The organism is Spirosoma daeguense (genome assembly GCF_054776875.1).
In genome coordinates, this window is record NZ_BAAHBF010000002.1 from 715,448 (window position 1) to 734,180 (window position 18,733).

Annotated in this window: 13 protein-coding genes; 4 read left to right on the forward strand and 9 right to left on the reverse strand. The window is 46.4% G+C overall.

The annotated features are described in order from the left end of the window. Window positions 1–143 precede the first annotated feature (143 nt). Both ACYVD4_RS07765 and ACYVD4_RS07770 read right to left on the reverse strand, forming a co-directional pair. Complete coding sequence (locus ACYVD4_RS07765; RefSeq protein WP_460944114.1) at window positions 144–635, reverse strand: helix-turn-helix transcriptional regulator; 492 nt, start codon at window positions 633–635, stop codon at window positions 144–146. A gap of 210 nt (window positions 636–845) precedes the next feature. Further along, the gene (locus ACYVD4_RS07770; protein ID WP_460944116.1) at window positions 846–1,661 is read right to left on the reverse strand and encodes a 2,3,4,5-tetrahydropyridine-2,6-dicarboxylate N-succinyltransferase; all 816 of its coding nucleotides are present in this window, start codon (window positions 1,659–1,661) and stop codon (window positions 846–848) included. 1,028 nt (window positions 1,662–2,689) lie between these two features. Here ACYVD4_RS07770 and gap point away from each other — a divergent pair. Continuing rightward, complete coding sequence (gene gap / locus ACYVD4_RS07775; RefSeq protein ID WP_460944118.1) at window positions 2,690–3,682, forward strand: type I glyceraldehyde-3-phosphate dehydrogenase; 993 nt, start codon at window positions 2,690–2,692, stop codon at window positions 3,680–3,682. Window positions 3,683–3,781: 99 nt separating this feature from the next. Here gap and trmB read toward each other — a convergent pair whose 3' ends face one another. The 4 genes from trmB to ACYVD4_RS07795 all read right to left on the reverse strand — a co-directional run bounded on the left by trmB (window position 3,782) and on the right by ACYVD4_RS07795 (window position 7,226). Further along, complete coding sequence (gene trmB / locus ACYVD4_RS07780; RefSeq protein WP_460944120.1) at window positions 3,782–4,444, reverse strand: tRNA (guanosine(46)-N7)-methyltransferase TrmB; 663 nt, start codon at window positions 4,442–4,444, stop codon at window positions 3,782–3,784. Between the two features lie 113 nt (window positions 4,445–4,557). Continuing rightward, the gene (locus tag ACYVD4_RS07785) at window positions 4,558–4,974 is read right to left on the reverse strand and encodes a hypothetical protein (protein WP_460944122.1); all 417 of its coding nucleotides are present in this window, start codon (window positions 4,972–4,974) and stop codon (window positions 4,558–4,560) included. A gap of 12 nt (window positions 4,975–4,986) precedes the next feature. Beyond that, complete coding sequence (locus ACYVD4_RS07790) at window positions 4,987–6,282, reverse strand: bifunctional folylpolyglutamate synthase/dihydrofolate synthase (RefSeq protein ID WP_460944124.1); 1,296 nt, start codon at window positions 6,280–6,282, stop codon at window positions 4,987–4,989. Continuing rightward, a complete protein-coding gene (locus tag ACYVD4_RS07795; protein WP_460944126.1) occupies window positions 6,282–7,226 on the reverse strand; it encodes a hypothetical protein in 945 nt (314 codons plus the stop codon). Before ACYVD4_RS07795 ends, ACYVD4_RS07790 begins: the two co-directional genes overlap by 1 nt. A gap of 227 nt (window positions 7,227–7,453) precedes the next feature. Here ACYVD4_RS07795 and menD point away from each other — a divergent pair, with 227 nt between their 5' ends. The 3 genes from menD to ACYVD4_RS07810 all read left to right on the forward strand — a co-directional run bounded on the left by menD (window position 7,454) and on the right by ACYVD4_RS07810 (window position 10,450). Next, window positions 7,454–9,208, forward strand: coding sequence for a 2-succinyl-5-enolpyruvyl-6-hydroxy-3-cyclohexene-1-carboxylic-acid synthase (gene menD, locus ACYVD4_RS07800; RefSeq protein WP_460944128.1), 1,755 nt, complete (start codon window positions 7,454–7,456; stop codon window positions 9,206–9,208). A gap of 134 nt (window positions 9,209–9,342) precedes the next feature. Beyond that, window positions 9,343–9,897 carry an alpha/beta hydrolase gene (locus tag ACYVD4_RS07805; RefSeq protein ID WP_460944130.1) on the forward strand — a complete coding sequence of 185 codons (555 nt, stop codon included), beginning with the start codon at window positions 9,343–9,345 and terminating at the stop codon, window positions 9,895–9,897. A 1-nt stretch (window position 9,898) separates the two neighbouring features. Then, the gene (locus ACYVD4_RS07810; RefSeq protein ID WP_460944132.1) at window positions 9,899–10,450 is read left to right on the forward strand and encodes a dihydrofolate reductase family protein; all 552 of its coding nucleotides are present in this window, start codon (window positions 9,899–9,901) and stop codon (window positions 10,448–10,450) included. A gap of 83 nt (window positions 10,451–10,533) precedes the next feature. Here the strand turns inward: ACYVD4_RS07810 and ACYVD4_RS07815 are convergent, their stop codons facing one another. From ACYVD4_RS07815 to ACYVD4_RS07825, 3 genes are all read right to left on the reverse strand, one after another. Then, complete coding sequence (locus ACYVD4_RS07815) at window positions 10,534–14,151, reverse strand: family 78 glycoside hydrolase catalytic domain (protein WP_460944134.1); 3,618 nt, start codon at window positions 14,149–14,151, stop codon at window positions 10,534–10,536. A gap of 164 nt (window positions 14,152–14,315) precedes the next feature. Continuing rightward, the gene (locus ACYVD4_RS07820; RefSeq protein ID WP_460944136.1) at window positions 14,316–15,452 is read right to left on the reverse strand and encodes an efflux RND transporter periplasmic adaptor subunit; all 1,137 of its coding nucleotides are present in this window, start codon (window positions 15,450–15,452) and stop codon (window positions 14,316–14,318) included. Between the two features lie 13 nt (window positions 15,453–15,465). Continuing rightward, window positions 15,466–18,729: an efflux RND transporter permease subunit gene (locus ACYVD4_RS07825; RefSeq protein ID WP_460944138.1), complete on the reverse strand. Its 3,264-nt coding sequence runs from the start codon at window positions 18,727–18,729 to the stop codon at window positions 15,466–15,468. Window positions 18,730–18,733: the final 4 nt, after the last annotated feature.

The window sequence follows — 18,733 nt, forward strand, 5'->3', positions numbered from 1 at the left end:
AATTGAGAGGGTAAATTCTTGATAAGAAAGTTGAAGTCAAAAAGAACAATCATGAAAATGCCTTAAAGAAGTTAATTTTAAGGCATTTTTACAGAACAATCCTCTTAGTACGTTAAACATCATGCAGGTGAAATATTCAGAAATTACGTAGTTGGTGTATACTCGCGGAAAGAGCCATCCGTATAGAATATCAAAATACGTTCCACTCGCTTTTCTGACGTACTAAAATCCATTGAATTATTTGAAGGAACTGATTCGATTAATTGATTAGCAGGAAGCTGAGTTGGTGTTGTTGCAGGAATTTCATTACGTTGATTACGTGCTCCTGTTGATTGACTAGGAAATGAAAATGGAAATTGATTGGTAGTTCCGAATTGGTCTCTACGTTCACTTTGAGAACGATTCGGCGTTCGATTTGTGGAATAACCTTGCGTATTTTCTTCCTCCATAATCCACTCATATCCTAATTCCGGAAATCGGCGGATTATTTTCTGAATAATGTCAAAGCTGGGACGATTACGGCCCGAAAGAATATGAGAAATACTTGATCGCTGCACACCAATCTCATCTGCGAAGTAAGATGGGGTTAAATTCTTATCGATCAATATTTGTTTAATTTTGTCATTTATAGTCATGGCTACAACGATAAAATAGTAGTCACAAATATAATTATAAATCAATAAACAATATGCAATTTGTAAGTATATAATTGATGTGCAATTGATAAATGACTTCAATTACAAAATAATAAGGAAATGTTAATTTAACATTTCCTTATTATTTTGTAATTGAAGGTGCAATTTACATACTACTAATGTGTGTGGTAGAAATTAAATTGTATACATTTATACAGAAACATTATTTTCGCGTAGTGCATCATTTAGGGAAGTCTTTAGATCGGTCGAGGCTTTCCGTTGGCCAATAATAACTGCGCACGGAACATGAAATTCTCCGGCAGGAAATTGTTTAGCATAACTACCAGGAATAACAACAGAGTTAGCAGGAACGTATCCTTTATATTCTACAGGTTTAGCACCCGTTACGTCAATAATCTTAGACGAGCCGGTGATGGTCACTCCTGCTCCCAATACAGCTCGTTTCCCAATGTGAGCACCTTCTACTACAATACAGCGGGAACCAATAAAGGCTCCATCTTCAATAATTACGGGAGCGGCTTGAGGTGGTTCTAGAACTCCACCGATACCTACTCCCCCGCTAAGATGAACATCTTTGCCAATTTGTGCACAACTACCGACGGTTGCCCAAGTATCGACCATTGTTCGTTCATCAACATAGGCACCAATATTTACATAAGAAGGCATCAAGATAACACCGGGTGCTTGATACGATCCGTAGCGGGCTACTGCTGGTGGAACAGCCCGAACCTTAGCTTCTGCAAAATTCGTTTTTAATGGAATTTTGTCATTAAAAGTAAAAATCCCGACTTCATCTGTTCGCATTTGCTGGCTAACAAAATAAAGAAGGATGGCTTTTTTTACCCATTCATTTACTGTCCAAGGTTGGTCATCTTCAGTAGGTGGTGTGGCAACGCGTAACTCTCCCCTATCTAATTTTTTTATTACGTCCTGAACAAGTTGAAGTGATTCAGGCTGGGTCAACAAGTCTCTGTTAGACCATAAATGTTCGATCTCTTGGGTCATTTAGTTAAAGTAATTGTTTATATATTTTGACATAACTAACTGATATATCTATATTTATAAATTTCATCCAAATAATATTTTGGTATATATTAATATTATAGTGTGTAATAATTTTGCATACCCAAAGATAATACTTAGGCCTGTATAGTTGAAATATAAAGGTTGGAAATTAATTTTTTTCCTGAAACAACTTCTGTTGATATGGAATACTGGAAGCAACTAGGTTATACAGTGCAAAAAATATGCCGTAGCGGATAGGTGTAGCTTGCCTACGATTGGATTGAGGGAAAATATGAAAAGCTATCAATAGTGCTGGTTTGAAATTAGACTTAGAGAATTTTAAGCTGCCAGACCAAAATAAAGATATATTATGAATGGGGTCACTTACAGTTACTATGGAAAAAGCAAATTTAGATTAACTGTCGACGGATTATATTCTCTTGTTTAGAAGAGTTTGTTTAGCTGTATAACTGAAAGTATAGGACACAGTATGAAAGAGCTGGTTATAGAAATGAACGATGAATAGTGAAGGTAATGAAGTGGGATTAATAAGATTGATATAAGATTTCTTGTTTTTAAATTACTTCATTGCAGAAAAGCTTTTTCAATTTATCTAAACGAAATTGATTGAGAAAGAAGCGCTAGAGAATGATTTGCTATGGTATGAAACACACAAGGATTGATACTAAAAAGTAACGCCTACCCTTCTATGTAAATAATTGACTATAGAATCAAGTAGAGTATTTTTAGTAAACTAAAATAAAGTATATTAGTATTTAGCAATATCATTAGATTTTTACATAATATTTTAGTAACATCATAGCAAAACACTAATAAATTGGTATTTATAACGAATATCTACTAAAATTAATAGTAAAATGACAATAATATACTAAAATATTCTTCTAATTGCTAAATTAGCTACTTAATCATTTCATTTTACTAAAAAATTCGATACTATTACTGTTCTCCCTATTCCCTATATTAATCTGTATATTTGCATCGAAAACAAACCATTTTCTCTGTTCATGAAAAAAACACGCGTTGCCATTAACGGCTTCGGCCGTATCGGACGCCTGTCGTTCCGCCGACTACTAGAAAAAGAAAACGTAGAAGTAGTTGCAATTAATGATCTTACAGACAATGCAACTCTTGCACACTTACTAAAGTATGATTCAGTTCATGGAAAGTTCTCAGGACAAATATCATCTGATAACGAAAGTTTAACAGTAAACGGAAATCGCATTCACGCTTATGCAGAACGCGATCCTAAAAATCTTCCTTGGAAAGAATTGGAAATCGACGTAGTACTTGAATCAACTGGTCGCTTCGTTGATGAAGCTGGTGCAGGTATGCATTTACTAGCAGGTGCCAAAAAAGTCGTGATTTCTGCTCCTGCTAAAGGAAATATTCCCACAGTTGTATTGGGTGTTAATGAAGATACGCTAACTGGAGACGAAACAATAATCTCCAACGCTTCATGTACAACCAATTGCTTAGCTCCCATGGCTAAAGTTTTAGATGACGTATTCGGTATTGAAAAAGGTTACATGACAACCATTCACGCCTATACTGCTGACCAAAACTTACAAGATGCTCCACACTCCGACTTACGTCGCGCACGTGCTGCAGCTCTATCAATTGTTCCAACCTCAACCGGCGCTGCAAAAGCCGTTGGTCTTGTTCTTCCTCAACTAAAAGGAAAACTGGATGGTAATGCGCTACGTGTTCCTACCCCAGATGGATCACTTACCGATCTAACGGTTATCCTAAAAAAAGAAGCGTCAATTGACGAAATTAACAACGCTCTCAAAGAAGCATCAGAAACATCGTTGAAGGGAATTCTGGAATACAACACGGATGAAATTGTTTCAATTGATATCGTTGGCAATCCTCATTCTTGCATCTTCGATTCGAAGCTCACTACGGTAAATGGTAACCTGGCTAAAGTAGTTGGCTGGTATGATAACGAGTATGGCTACTCTAGCCGTGCTGCCGATTTAATTGCAAAACTGTTCTAGCATACAGTAACGAAATTGAGATTACTTTCCGTTTAAGCTTTTAGAATCTCAGTTTACAATATTAAATATAAAGTTAAATACTGGATAGGCGCGACATTGTTAAATCGCGCCTATTTTACATTGTAAATAGTTAATTGTAAATCCTTTATCAAAAAACAATTGTTCGTATTTAGTCTTTATACCGATGTGAATTGCATTCAAATGTGAATTATAAAGATCAGTTGTAAATTGTAAATCGACAAACTGTCCATCATTTATCTGTTGTAAACTATAGTTAAATAGCTCTGGACTGTCTGTTTTCAAATGTAACGTACCATTCGCCTTTATCACTTTTTTATACAGCTCCAGAAACCGTGGATGTGTGAGACGGTGCTTCTCCTGTTTGGGACGTGGCATTGGATCTGGAAATGTAATCCATATTTCGTCGACCTCCTGTTGCGCAAAAAACTCCTCAAGAAAATTAATATCCGTACGAAGAAACGCTACGTTCGATAAACCAAGCCGCTGAGCAATCTGTGAACCTCTGGCAATTCGATCCCCTTTGATATCGACACCAATAAAATTGGTTTGAGGAAATGCCTGCCCCAACCCTATTGTATACTCTCCTTTCCCACAGGCTAATTCAAGAACAATCGGATTATCATTTTTGAAATAATCGGCCCGCCAACAGCCACGAATTGTCTTATAAAGAGGTTTACCAACTTCAATAACATTAGAACTCTCTGCATTCTGCAAAAAACGATGGGTTTTTCTTCTTGTCACAGCTGTAAATTAATTGCGGTAACCCTAAGGATTACCGCAACGGTTAAAATGTATAATGTAAACAATTAATTCGTTGATAATCAAAATACTGCGCTAATATTTACCTTTCTTAATCAAGGTAATTTCGCTTCCGGATAAACCTTTTTGTGTTGAGTTACCAACAGGTTATATTGCTCTGGGGTAAGTATTGGTTTGTACCCACGTAATTTATCCGTTTCCACAGCAATTGCCAATGTTCGTAACTTTTGTTGGTTCATTCCCGTCTTTTTCAGGGCTTTTACCCCATCATTGTATTGCACAACTGCCTGACTAATAACGGTTCTGGCTTTAGGAACCTGTTGTTCAGTTAACTTAAGCCGTTTTGTATCAGCTTTTAGAACCGATTTAATAATCATGCCAACGGTGGTTCCGTTGTTAAGAAACACAAATTTTTCCTGTTCAATTTTATCCTGCGATGGAGCCGGCGTTTGCCCCCATACAGCCATAGTTAGAAACATAAACACCACACAGGTAATGAATCGTTGTATCATGGGCAAACATATTTAAGTGTGTAGTTGGGTTAATTCCGCAATTGTGTAATTACTGCCTGTGATCAAAATTAAATCTGAAGCAGAAGCCTCTTCAATCGCTTTTGCCACTGCCAGATTCACATCAGCAAAAGCGTCGCCCAACCGCCCCAGCCGGGCTGCTTCTTCTTTCAGGTCATTTACGGGCAGTGCTCTGGGCGTTTGTGCCTGACAGAAATAGTAAACCGCCGTTGCCGGTAAAACCGATAAAACCTTTGTCCGATCTTTATCCGCAACCAGACCCAGCACAATCCGTAACGTAGCAAACGACAACGTAGCAATCGTTTCAAATAATGCCTCCAGACCGGGCTGGTTATGGGCCGTATCTGCAATTATTCGGGGTTGCTCCGCCAGCAGTTGAAACCGTCCTTTTAACCCAGTCAGTTTAGTAACGGCAGAAAGGCCCAGACCTTCATCGGTGACAGAAACAGGTAGTTGATTCTGTAATACGGTAACGGTTGCCAGAGCAGTCGGAAGATTATGAAGTTGATAGCTGCCGAGAAGATCTAAACAAATTTCCTTCGAAACTCCTCCCTCCTTTTGGGAAATTGCTACATGTCGTACTCCATTTCTGACGCCCTTATCCGTAACCTGATACGTTTGATCGGCAAACGTAATCGGCGACTTTAGCAACGTAGCGGTTTTGCTAAAAACACCAACCGTTTCGGGATGGGTTTCGCCAATGACAACCGGAATCCCCGGTTTTATGATTCCCGCTTTTTCGGTAGCAATTAACGGCAACGTATCACCTAATATATCCGTATGGTCGTAGCCAATGTTGGTAATAACCGACGCTAACGGGGTAATGACATTCGTCGAATCCAGGCGTCCTCCCAAACCTACTTCAATAATGGCAACGTCGACCTGTTGACGGGCAAAATAATCGAACGCCATGGCAACTGTCACCTCAAAAAATGACGGCTCAATCCGTTCGATCAATGTCCGATAGGTTCTTACAAATTGAGCTACGTCTTCCTCTGCAATGGGCTCTCCATTGATACGAATACGTTCCGTAAAGGAGTACAGATGGGGAGACGTGTATAAACCGGTTCGATAGCCTGCCGATTGATAAATAGCCGCCAGCATGTGCGACGTACTGCCTTTGCCGTTAGTACCACCAACGTGAATACTCCGAAACTGATGCTGTGGATTACCCAGAGCTTCGCACAGAGCGAGGGTATTACCTAAACCCGGTTTGATGGCTTTAGCCCCAATCCGGTGAAAAACAGGGAGCCGACTGTATAAATAGTCGAGCGCTTCTGTATACTCCATTAATCTTTAGCCTTAATAATAAATGTAATGGTTCCTGTAGCAGTGGGGGGCGTAGCTCCGCCCTTCGGACGTAGTCGAAGCCGCTGAACAGCCTTCCGGTAAACTTCGCTCACCGATGGGCTTACTGTACTCTGCATCTGGCGAACATTGATGATTTCACCACTACCGTCTACTTTTATCTGGAATACAATTTTACCGGTTTCATCCGAATCGTCATTGACACTCGGCCGACTGGCCAGCGACCAGCCCGATACGTCGAAAGCAACCCCGGACGAAGCCCCACCGGGGGTTCCGTAAAATTCTTTCGCGTCAATTTTTCCTTTCGGGTTCCCTTTATCTCCAACGCCGTCGGCGTCATCGCCGTTGTTATTGCCCCCCGTTCCCGATGCTTTACCAACGGTTCCATTGGAACCACCTCCACCCGACGATTTTTTGAAAAGCGCGTCACTATTTACCGTTTCCACTTTTTTCGGTGGCGCGGGAGGAGCAGGTCGCTCGGCCGGAGCCGTATTTTTCGGTGCTTCAACCCGTTTTGGTTCCGGACGCTCGGGAGCCGTTACGGGGCTTTCGGTCTTACTGGCTATAATTGGTTTTTCAGTAGCTGTTTTGGCGGGCTTGGCTTCTTCCACCTTCGGACTGGGAGTAACCCGCGTTTTTTCGAGCCGGGGTGTGGTATTCACCTTCGGATTCGGGCGTTTCTCGGCCGCTTTCACATCTTCCGGATTTGGCGAATCCGACGCTTTATTATAGGTCTGAATACGCCCACTCCCTCGATCATCCGTACCGAAGTTAACCTCAACAAACTGAATCGGAGGTGGATCCGGAATCGTCTGTGACCAGTGGACGAGCAATAATAAAGCCACAAGCAGACAATTGATAATCAGGGCTCCTGCAAGTGACTTTACCCGAATTTCGCTTTCGTTCTCAAATGTAATCCGATTCATAAGGCTATGGTTTTCAAAGACTATAACGTTTCCATGACTAACTTCGTTTACCCCAAAAGTTGAGCCCGTTACGTCCCTTTAACAAAATAACGTAAAATTAGCTAACAGGTTGAGGCAAACGTATCGTTTTCTCATACCTCCGAAACAACCTTTTTTGTCAGGGATGACAAATCGCTACGTTCCGGTTATGTTTGCACACTTAATTCCTGTTGCTTACTACGTATACGATGCCGGTTCTTCAGCCCATAGTCGACCTTGCCGAATTACTTTATCAGAAAGGTATTTCTGACGTTATTATCTCTCCCGGTTCTCGCTCGGCTCCATTAACATTGGCGGTAGCCCGACATCCGAAATTACGGGTACGTGCTATTGCCGATGAGCGTTCCGCCGGTTTTATCGCCCTCGGTATCGCCCAGCAATCGAAGAAAACTGTTGCGCTTATCTGCACATCAGGCAGTGCGGTCTATAATCTGGCGCCAGCCGTTTCTGAGGCTTTTTTTCAACATGTTCCGCTTATTCTGCTCACCGCCGACCGACCACACGAATGGCTCCACCAGCAGGATGGGCAAACCATCGACCAGCCGAATATTTACGGCTCACACGTAAAACGGAGTTATGACTTACCCGCCGATTATAGCCATCCCGATGCCCATTGGTTTATCGAGCGTTCGGTCAACGAAGCGGTTTCGCTGAGCCAGCTTTATCCGGCAGGACCAGTACATATGAACGTACCGTTACGGGAACCATTTTACCCATCTTCCGACGATACGTTTCACTATGGGCGAGTTCGGACAATTGAGGTGTGCCCAACACAGCCAAGCCTGTTGCCCGAAACCTGGCATCGCCTGCTTAATGAATGGGACCGTAGCACACGGATTACGATTGCCGTTGGGCAATTTCCGTATCATGATAGACTACGTAGCGTATTAACCAAACTCAGCCATGAATTTGGTATTCCGGTTATCGGCGAAATTACGAGTAATGTTCCCCAAACAGATTCCATCATAAGCCATACCGATACAATTCTGGCGGGTCTGGATGCAAATACTGCCAATGTGCTACGTCCCGATTTGCTCATTACCCTCGGCAATTCATTTCTTACGCGAAACCTGAAAACGTTTTTCCGTCAGTATCCAGCTCACAGGCACTGGCACATCCAACCCTCTGCCGATCGGATTACCGATTCATTCCAGAGTCTGACTACTCTGATTCCTGCCGAACCGGTTGTTTTTCTGGAGAAGCTATTCGCCGATATCGACTATCAACGTTTCTTACAAGGGGCAGATGATGACGCGGATCCGGAAACGGAAGCTTTTCTAAAAGGCTGGCAAACTGCCGATCGTCAGGCAGCCCGGCTGATTGACAAAACACTGGCCGAACCAAGTCAGCCTTTCACCGACTGGTCGGCAGTTCAACTCATGCTTGATCAGTTACCAGCCAATACGCTTCTCCATCTGGCCAACAGTATGCCGGTTCGCTACGCCAATCTGGTCGGTCTACGTCCGCAAACCAACATTGCAGTGTCGGCAAACCGGGGCGTTAGTGGCATCGATGGCTGTCTGAGTACGGCTGTTGGCGCAGCGTTGGCTACCGATCAGCTCGTTACGTTGCTAATTGGCGATGTTGCTTTTTTTTATGACCGGAATGCACTCTGGTCGGCACAGGTCCCTCCTAACCTACGGATTGTGTTACTCAATAATGATGGTGGGCATATTTTTCGAATGATCGATGGGCCGAGTCGGCAGCCCGAGCTTGAACCCTTTTTCGAAACTCCTCACGGCTATACTGCCCGACGCACGGCCGAAGACGCTAATCTTATCTATGCGGTTTGTGATTCACTGGAAACGCTACGTTCACTCCTGCCCGACTTCTTTAAACCCGATCATCAGGCAAAACTGCTGGAAATTACGACCGATAAAAAAGCGAATCAACACCAGTTTCAACAGTATAAGTTAGCTATCAGCAACAAACTAAAACTATAGTTATAGTTATAACTTATTGAATAGACCGCTTGAGTAAGTGTCGCAAATCACCTCTTAGATTGCCGCAAATGCCCATGGATTAGAGAAACTACTCCCTTTATCTTTGTTCAACACAACTTTACTAACGAACAATCATGAGCCGTATCAAGAAGGATGTGCTATTTATTCAGGGAGGAGGAAGTGACGAAGACTATGAGGCCGATAAAAGCCTCGTTGATTCCTTGCAGCAATGTTTAGGAGAAAAGTATGCTGTACATTATCCCCGCTTACCAAATGAATCCGTTCCGGATTTAGGACGATTGAATCAGATCGGTAACCAGATTTCCAGCATTGAGGGCGAACTGATTGTGATTGGGCACTCTCTTGGGGCTTCAATGCTGTTGAAATACATTTCTCAAACCGAAGTCAATGTAAAGATTTCAGCCATTTTTCTCCTCTCTACTCCGTTTTGGAGCGGAGAGGAAGACTGGAAAGAAGGGTTTAAGCTGCCAGAGCATTTTGCGGACACAATAGATAGAACAACTCCCATTTTTCTTTACCACAGTCAGGATGATAAAGAGGTGCCATTCTCCCATCTGGCCCTCTATCGACAAAAACTTCCGTGGGCAACTATCCGCGAACTACCCAGCGGAGGCCATCAACTGAATAATGATCTCACGATTGTCGCCAACGATATCAAATCCTTATAAAATGCGAACGGTAACCTTCGGAATGAACATCAGCCTCGATGGCTATTGTGATCACACTACTTTCAATCCCAGTGAAGATGTACACGATTATTTCACCACCCTGATGAACGATGTCGACCTGATCGTTTACGGGCGCATCATGTATCAGCTCATGTTTCCCTATTGGTCCGATGTGGCAAAAAATCAATCCGGCTCAGCCGATGAAATCCGATTTGCCGAGCGACTGACGGCTATTGATAAAGTGGTTATTTCCCGAACAATAGACGACGTAGAAGAGCATACCCGAATTATACGTAACAATCCGGTAGAAGAACTCCTGAAATTGAAGCAGCAACCCGGCAAAAAAATTTCGGTAGACAGTGTCAGTCTGCTCCCGGAATTGATTAAGGCAGGTATTATCGATGAATTTAATCTGGTTGTCCATCCGGTGCTGGTGGGAACAGGCAGACAATTACTCGCTGGAGGCAGCCTTCAGGAAAACCTCGAGTTGAAACTGGTGGATACGAAAGTTTTCAAATCCGGCTGTGTGGCACTCCACTACGTGAAACAATAACTCCTGCCCTTTTCGGTAAACCAATCAAAGCCGGGAACGTAGTATCGTACGATACTACGTTCCCGGCTTTGATTGTCTGGAATTTACTGGCTGATTGTAAACGAATACTCTCCCGAGCCAAGCGGTAAAAGAACCTGCCCATCCTTTTGCGTCAGCCCTTTCCACTGAGTAACTGATTTACCGTTTTCACGAATCTGATCGATCCTTTTGGCGGGCAAATACAACGTAGCGCTGGTATTGGCGGGTACACTCGTTTTATACCGCAATGTAGTGCCCTCCCATTTCCACTCGCTACGTATGCGTCCATATACCGAATCATAATAGCCTTTGGCATACGTCATTTTTTTCGTAGCGTCAGGGGTTGGCATTAATACAAACTCTTTAAATCCGGGTGTTTGTGGATGCCTTTGAATGCCAAGCGAGAACATGTTCATCCAGGCGGCTACTGCACCAAACGAATAGTGATTAAACGAGTTCATGCTGTTATTACCACCGAAACCATTTTCTACCGTGTAGGAATTCAGCCGTTCCCAGATCGACGTAGCGCCGTTGACTACCGAATACAGCCAGGACGGATACTCTTTCTGTTGCAACAACCGGTACGCAATCTCCGAATGGCCATTTTCCGATAACGCTTCGGCAATCGAAGCCGTACCGATAAATCCGGTCATAAGCGAATAATCCGGCCGTAAAACTCCGCCATCATCTTTGTTTTTCCGCTGACTCGACGCCACCAGGTGCTCCACCACAAACGGCTTATGCTCCTCGGCTACAATGCCGGTTGCCAGCGGAATCGCATAGGAAGCCTGTGTATCGATAACCTGCCCTTTGTCTGAAACCGGGTTGCCCTGTTGCTGGCTGGGCGGTCCCATAAAGGCGGTTTTTAAACCCGATTTGATGGTTTTGTGGGTGGTTTTATCCAGATAAATGGCATTCCAGGCCGTTTTGATATCATTCTGGCGTTTCTGGAATTGTGCGGCCTCGTCGGGTTTGCCCAATAACGTAGCAATCTTTTCCATCAGCCCAAGGTCGTAGGCAAAGTACGCCATCCAAAACAACGTATTGTCGTTTTTATTCCCTTCCGGGCTTAACCAATCGCCCAGCGGTCCTTCGTTCAGAATTCCGGTGGTCTTGTCTAGTTTGGTTTCCAGAAACTGAACGTAGCGTTTCATGGATTCATAATGCTCACGTAACAGTTGTACATCACCATACTGACGGTACGTTTCCCAGGCGACTACGATCCCTGCGCTGCCCCACAGCGTACCACCAAAGCCGCCCCCCATTGGTGCTACGTCGGTAAACCGGCCATTGTCGGCCTGCACATCGCGCATGGCCAGCAAATGCCTGCGTAGGAATAAATCCGCATTAGTCAGGTACGTAGCACTTTTCGAGAATACCGAAATATCCCCACTCCACCCCATACGTTCGTTACGAGCGGGGGTATCAGTCGGAATCGACAGGAAGTTACTACGTAGTGACCAGGTTATATTCTGCCAGAGTTTGTTCACCAGTGGATTCGACGATTCATAAGCCGACGCTAACGTTGATACGGAACTGAGAACATTCCCGGTTACAGCCGCCAGCGGAAGCGCTTCCGAAACGCCGGTCAGTTCAAGATATCGATACCCATGAAAGGTGAACCGGGGTTGAATCACTTCCTCCCCTCCTTTCAGAATAAACTGATCCTGCGCCAAAGCCGCCCGGATGTTCTCAATCATAATCATTCCGGTATTCTCTTTATGTTCGCTCAGATTCGGATATTTTACCTCGGCGTAACGCAGGGTAACGAGTTGTCCTTTCTTACCATTTTTTATCCGTATCGTCGGAAAACCAACCATGTTCTGCCCCATATCATAAATAAATACATGAGGTCTAACTTCCGTAACGGTTTGAGCAGGCAGTGTTTTAACGATTCGAACATTATCGCCCATCTGACCAACCAATTTCATATCGGCATAGTCGATGGTGGTTCGGGCACCCATAAACCCAACCTCTGTTCCCTGAAACGCGGTGCCGTCTAATGGTACGTTCACGGCCTGTTTCCAGTTGGAGTCATCGTAGTTAACCGAAGACCAGTTTTTCACTAATGTTTCCTTTCGGGCATCATATACTTCGCCCTGAAAAAACGAACCGTAACGAACCGGCCCATCGGTAAACAGCTTCCACTCGCTGGGCGTCGACGTAATCACCTGCTGCGTGCCATCCGTATACGTAATCACCAGCTTACTCAACAGCGATTGGCGGTCCCCGAAATAATTCCAGTTTTCACCGCTATAGGTGATGTTACCGCTCCACCAGCCTTCACTGAGCCACGCCCCCAGTACGTTCGATTTACCGGATTGCAGGGCGCGCGTTACGTCGTAGGTCTGGTACATCTGATGTTTGTTGTATTGGGTCAGGCCGGGATTGAAATAGTCATTGCTGATCCGGTTACTATTCAGATACAATTCGTAAATACCCCGCGCCGTTACGTACACTCTGGCTTTGGCAATGGTTTTGGGCTGGGTCGTAAACGTCCGCCGAAGCATGGGAGCCGCGTTTCGGCTGGGGTCGGCCAGTACCAGCGTTTCTCCATCTAGCCTGTATCGCCCTTGCTCAACGGTTAAGCCCGGTGCCCGAAAAATGCCTTTATACGGCTGGCTGGTCAGTTTTTCGGTAAACAGTACGTTACCCGGCGACCGGAAATTCCGGATTTCAACATCCGAGAAATAGGCTTTCTGATTTTTCCCGACTTTAAACCCAATATCAGCTACCATGGGGAAACTGATGAAATTATTCCCACTACCGATTGGGTTGAGATTGATGCCCCGTGGCCCGAAACGCGATGGCGCTTCTGTCGTTTTTTCCACGATTTTATTAGCGTCCTGTCGGGTATTCAACCAAAACTCGAACAGACCGAAATTGCATTCCATCAGAAGGGTGTGCCTGTTGTATTTATTGGCTTCATTGAGCACAGACCGGGGAATCGGAATTCGTTTAAACGGCGTATCGGACTTATCGGTCTGACTGTAGCCAACCCGGTAAATAGTAAGTGTAGCGGTACTCTCCGCGGCATCACCAAGGGTCGAAATATCCAGCTCGAAAGCCATGTACGCCGTGTTACGTGCCTGCTGAACCCCCATCAGGTTCAAATCCTTATTCATCAACCGTTTATCGTTACCCCCCAGCACAAACGCAGCTTTGGTCGACTGGCTTTCTTTGTCGAGCTGAAGGGTAAACTGTGCCTTGAACACCGACAGATAATGCGAGTACAACACCAGATCGTCATTCCCTCCGCCAATCCACGTAGCACCGGACCAGGCCGACAGGCTCGGATTCATCAATCCGGTTTCAAACCAGGAACGCTGGGTCGTTACGTTGCCCCGATTATCCCAGACCGTAACCGCCCAGACGTAGCGGGTTGTAGGCGCCAAAGCCCGACCCTTATATTCGACACCATGCGCAAGACCCGATTGAATTTTCTGCGAATCCCAGACGGGTTGATTACGTTCGTCGGTAACAACAATCCGGTAAGCCTGCTGCATGTACCCCCGCTGGGCATCCGAAGCTTTCATCTGCCAGGAAAAATGGGGATTCGGCTGATCGATCCCCAGGGGCGTAGGTTGATAATCGACGGCCATATTGACCAGTGAAATATGGGCCAGAACCCGCTGGAAAAGCAATAACAACAGCATGGCTGTTGTAAACGTAAACGATTTCATGAATTACGGCGTAAACAATACAACGAAACAAACTAACGTAACGCACTAAAAACCAATTGAATGCAACGATTTTCGTCGATCAGTTCCAGTACGTTACGTCAATAAGTACGAATCACGTGTCGTTTACCCAATCCTCCAGACACAACAGACTAAACTCCTATTAATCAGGCATCGACGAGTTGCGTTTTCACCGTGGCGCCATCAGCAATATCCTCACTGGCAGTTTTTAGAATAACATCACCCGGTTTTAATTCGCCGAATACCTGCGTTTGCCCAATGGCATCATCTCCCTTCTGCACCGGAACCCGTACCACTTTCCCCTGAACCACTTTCACTACGTATGTCCGATCCATTCCGCTCACGATCGCCGATTTAGGTACGTAGATACTGCCTTCGCCGGTTGAACTGACAGGTAATCGGGCCGACGCGAACATGCCCGGTTTCAGTTTTCCGCCTTTATTCTGAAAATCAATCTCCACCAGTTCGGAACGAGTCTCGGGCCGAACGCTGTTCGAAATCCGGTTGATACGTCCGGTAAAGATTTGATTCGGAAAACTACGCACCGAGAACTTGACCGGGTTTCCCTGCTCAATATCACCCAGATACGCTTCGGGAACGGCGATACGTAAGCGAAGCCGGTCGAGTTGTTTGATTTTTAGCAGGGGAACGCCATTCTGACCGCCGGGCCCCACAAACGCCCCCGGCGAAAGTCGACGGTCGGTGATTACTCCGGCAAAAGGGGCCGTAATTTTCAGGTAACTAACCAACTGTTCCACCGATTTATAATGCGCGTTGGCCGCAACCACACCGAGACTGTCGGAAATCGCTTTCGTCCGCGACGCTTCCAGATCGACCGGCGAAATGGCTCCCAATGTGCGGCTGGTACGTAACACCCGCTGAAAAGTGCCTTTGCTGGCGTTGAAAACTGCTTCGGCCGCTTTTACCTTTGAAAACGCTTCGGTCAGGTTTGCCGTCAATTCGGGAGCTTCCAGCTCGGCCAGCACCTGCCCCTTCCCTACCCGATCACCAATATCGGCGTGCAATGCCTTTACGTAGCTGCTGACACGCGGGTACAGATCAGTTTCGTAATAGCTTTCCAGCTCTCCGGGCAAATTCAGTTCACGAGCCGGACGCGATGCCGATACCCGAATGGCTTCGTATCGTATTTCTTCCTCCATTGCTGCCGCATTCATCTCATTTTTTGCCGAGGATGAATCACTGCATCGGCTCATCAGAAAACCTATACCTATGAGCAACAGGAAACGGAGTTTAGGCTGTATTTTATGCTTCGTAGTCGTCATAATGAAAACGGGTTCAGTGGGTTAAAGTAGGCTGAAGAGAATCGGTGGATACCTTTGTTCCACCATCATAGACAGTACTTTCAGGATCATCGGGATCGAGCGATGGCGAATCGAATGTCGTTTTTCGCTGAATGGCCGAAAATACAACCGGAAGAATAAGAAGGGCCGCTGCCGTTGAAAACACAAGCCCACCGATAACCGCCCGTCCTAACGGTGCCGTTTGTTCGCCCGATTCACCCAACCCGCTGGCCATCGGAATCATCCCGGCCACCATAGCCAGGGCCGTCATCAGAATCGGGCGCAACCGGGCAGCACCAGCTACCCGGGCAGCCGCTTTGGCATCACGATACCGGAGTCGTAACGATTCAGCATTGGTAACTAGCAACAGCGCATTGGCAACCGACACCCCCACCGACATGATAATCCCCATGTACGATTGCAGGTTCAGGGTTTGCCCGCTCACCAGCAACAGCGTCAGGGAACCCGCCAGCACTGCCGGCACACTTACCAGCACCACCCCGGCTACTTTAAACGACTGATAATTAGCCGCCAGTAATAGAAAGATAACCACTATAGCCAACCCAAGACCAACTTGAAGACTACTCAGGGTTTCCTGTAAAAGCTGCGCCATTCCGCGCAGTTCAACTACCGATCCTTTGGGCGGATCGCCAGCGGCTGCAATGGCTGTCTGTACGTCACGCGTGGCCGTTCCCAGATCCTGATTGTTAATATTGGCCGATACCGTAATGATACGTCGGGGACCAATCCGGTCGTATTGCCCCGGTACGTTAACCGGTCGAATGGTCGCTACGTCGCCCAATGTTGGCCGTAGCTGGCCTTTCATGAGCGGAATACTCTGAATATCGGCCACTGACTTCATGTGTTCCTGCTCCAGTTCAATCTGTACCTGATACGCAAACCCTTTCGACTGATCGAGCCAGAGATTTTTGGCCGTAAACCGACTGGACGACGTAGCAGCCACCAGTGACTTCGCAATTTCGTCGGTGCTCAGCCCCAGTTGGGCTGCCCGTTCGCGGTCTACCTCAATCTTTATAGTCGGATAACTCAGTGGCTGGTTGATACGTAGGTCTCGCAGGTAGGGAATTTCCCGAAGCCGCGTCAACAGCCGATTGGCGTAATGTTGTCCTTCGCTCAGGTCTTTTCCGCCCACCAGAATTTCAATCGGTGTTTGGGCACCCTGACTCATGATTTTATCGGTCAGATCAATGGGTTCGAACGACAGCCGAACGTTTGGCAGTTTTTGCCGGACCCGTTTTCGAATCTGTTCTTTTAATGCATCCAGAGAACGCACCTCATAGTCATCGGACAGGTTAACCTGTAATACCGCTTCGTGCGGCCCGGCGTTAAATACGTAGAGGGCGCTGGTACCATAGCTGGAGGGGGTCATGCCGACAAACGCGGATGAAATCGCTACGTGGCTGGCCCCGACAATAGCACCGATTTGCCGGATTACCTCTTTGGTGAGTTCTTCAGTACGTTCGATACGTAGTCCCTGCGGCCCCACAATTCGTACCTGAAACTGACGGGCATGATTTTGCCGGGGCATCATATCCTGACCAATCTGGGTAAAACCAATCCCAATCAGCAGGGCGCAAATCAACCCATACCCCACCATGACGAGTCCCCGATGTTTCATCAATTTGTCAAGCAACCGCAAATAGCCTAACTTAAACCGTTCGAAACCAGTCACTTTTTGCGGATTCTGCTTTTCATACGCTTCCTGGTTCGTTTCCGCTGTCTGCTCAAGATCAGGCAAAATACTCAGTTCGTGCGGTGCAGGATGGTTATGATTTTTCAGCCACCAGTTCGATACAACCGGTACGAAGGTTTGTGATAGTATGTACGACACCACAATCGAAAACCCAACCGATAGCGACAGGGGCAAAAACATACCGCGCGGAACCCCATTCATCAGAAACGCTGGCGCGAATACGGCCAGAATACACAACGTAATGAGCAGCAATGGAAACGCAACTTCCTGACAGGCATCCAGTATGGCTCGGGCTTTGGGTTTGCCCATTTCCAGATGCTGGTGAATATTTTCAATAACCACCGTTGCCTGATCGACCAGAATACCGATGGCCAGTGCCAGTCCGGAGAGCGTCATGATATTGATGGTTTGGCCCGCCAGATTGAGCAGCAGAATGGCCGCCAGGATCGAAACCGGAATCGTGAGAATCACAATCAGCGAACTGCGCCAGTCGCCCAGAAAAAGCAACACCATCAACCCCGTCAGCACGGCACCAAGCCCTCCTTCGACGCCCAGACTGTGCACGGCCTGCGTTACGTATTTCGACTGGTCGAATTCGTAGGTAAGCTGCACATCATCAGGCAAGAGAGCCTTCATTTCGGGCAATCGTTCTTTTAGCGCATTCACGACGCTCATCGTCGATGCATCGGCGGTTTTCGTTACGGGAATATATACCGACCGTTTGCCGTTGACCAGTGCGTAACCAACCGGCACATCGGTCGCGTCCTCAACCTTTGCCACATCCCGCAGAAAAACCGTTGGTCCCACGCCTTTCCGCAGGGGAATATTCATAAACTCATCGACCTTATCCAGTACGGTATTGCTGGGGGTCATCACCGTGTAGTCGCCGATACGTACGCTCCCCGCGGGGGAAATCTGGTTGTTTCGCACGACAGCCGATACAATTTCATCGGGCGTCAGTTCATAACTCCGCATCCGTTCGGGTGATACCCGTACGACCACCGTTCGTTCATTTCCGCCAAACGGTGGTGGAGCCGATGCGCCGGGAATCTGCGAAAACAACGGTCGAATTCGGGTAGACGCCAGATCCTGCATGTCGCCCAGCGAAGCCCGGCGGCTGCTAAACACGAGCTGACCAACTGGCAAACTGGACGCATCGAACCGAACGACGGTTGGTGGTACTGTACCGGGCGGCATATAACTCATGACCCGACTCACCTGATTGGCCACTTCGCCGGATACCTGCGCCATGTTCACGTCTTCGTAGAACGTGCATTTGACCAGACAAAGCCCCTGAATATTTTTTACTTCTACGTTTTTAATCCCCGATACGTAGAGCATCTGGTTCTGATACCGGGTGGCGATAAAGCCTTCCATCTGGGCGGGAGTCATACCGCCGTAGGGCTGGGCAATGTAGATGGTGGGCAAATTCAGCCGGGGAAAAATATCGACCGGGATTTTTAAAAGTGCCAGCACCGCGAACACCACTACGCCCAGCAAGGCGACAATGATGGTGATTGGTTTGGCTAAAGCAGCTTTAATCATATCG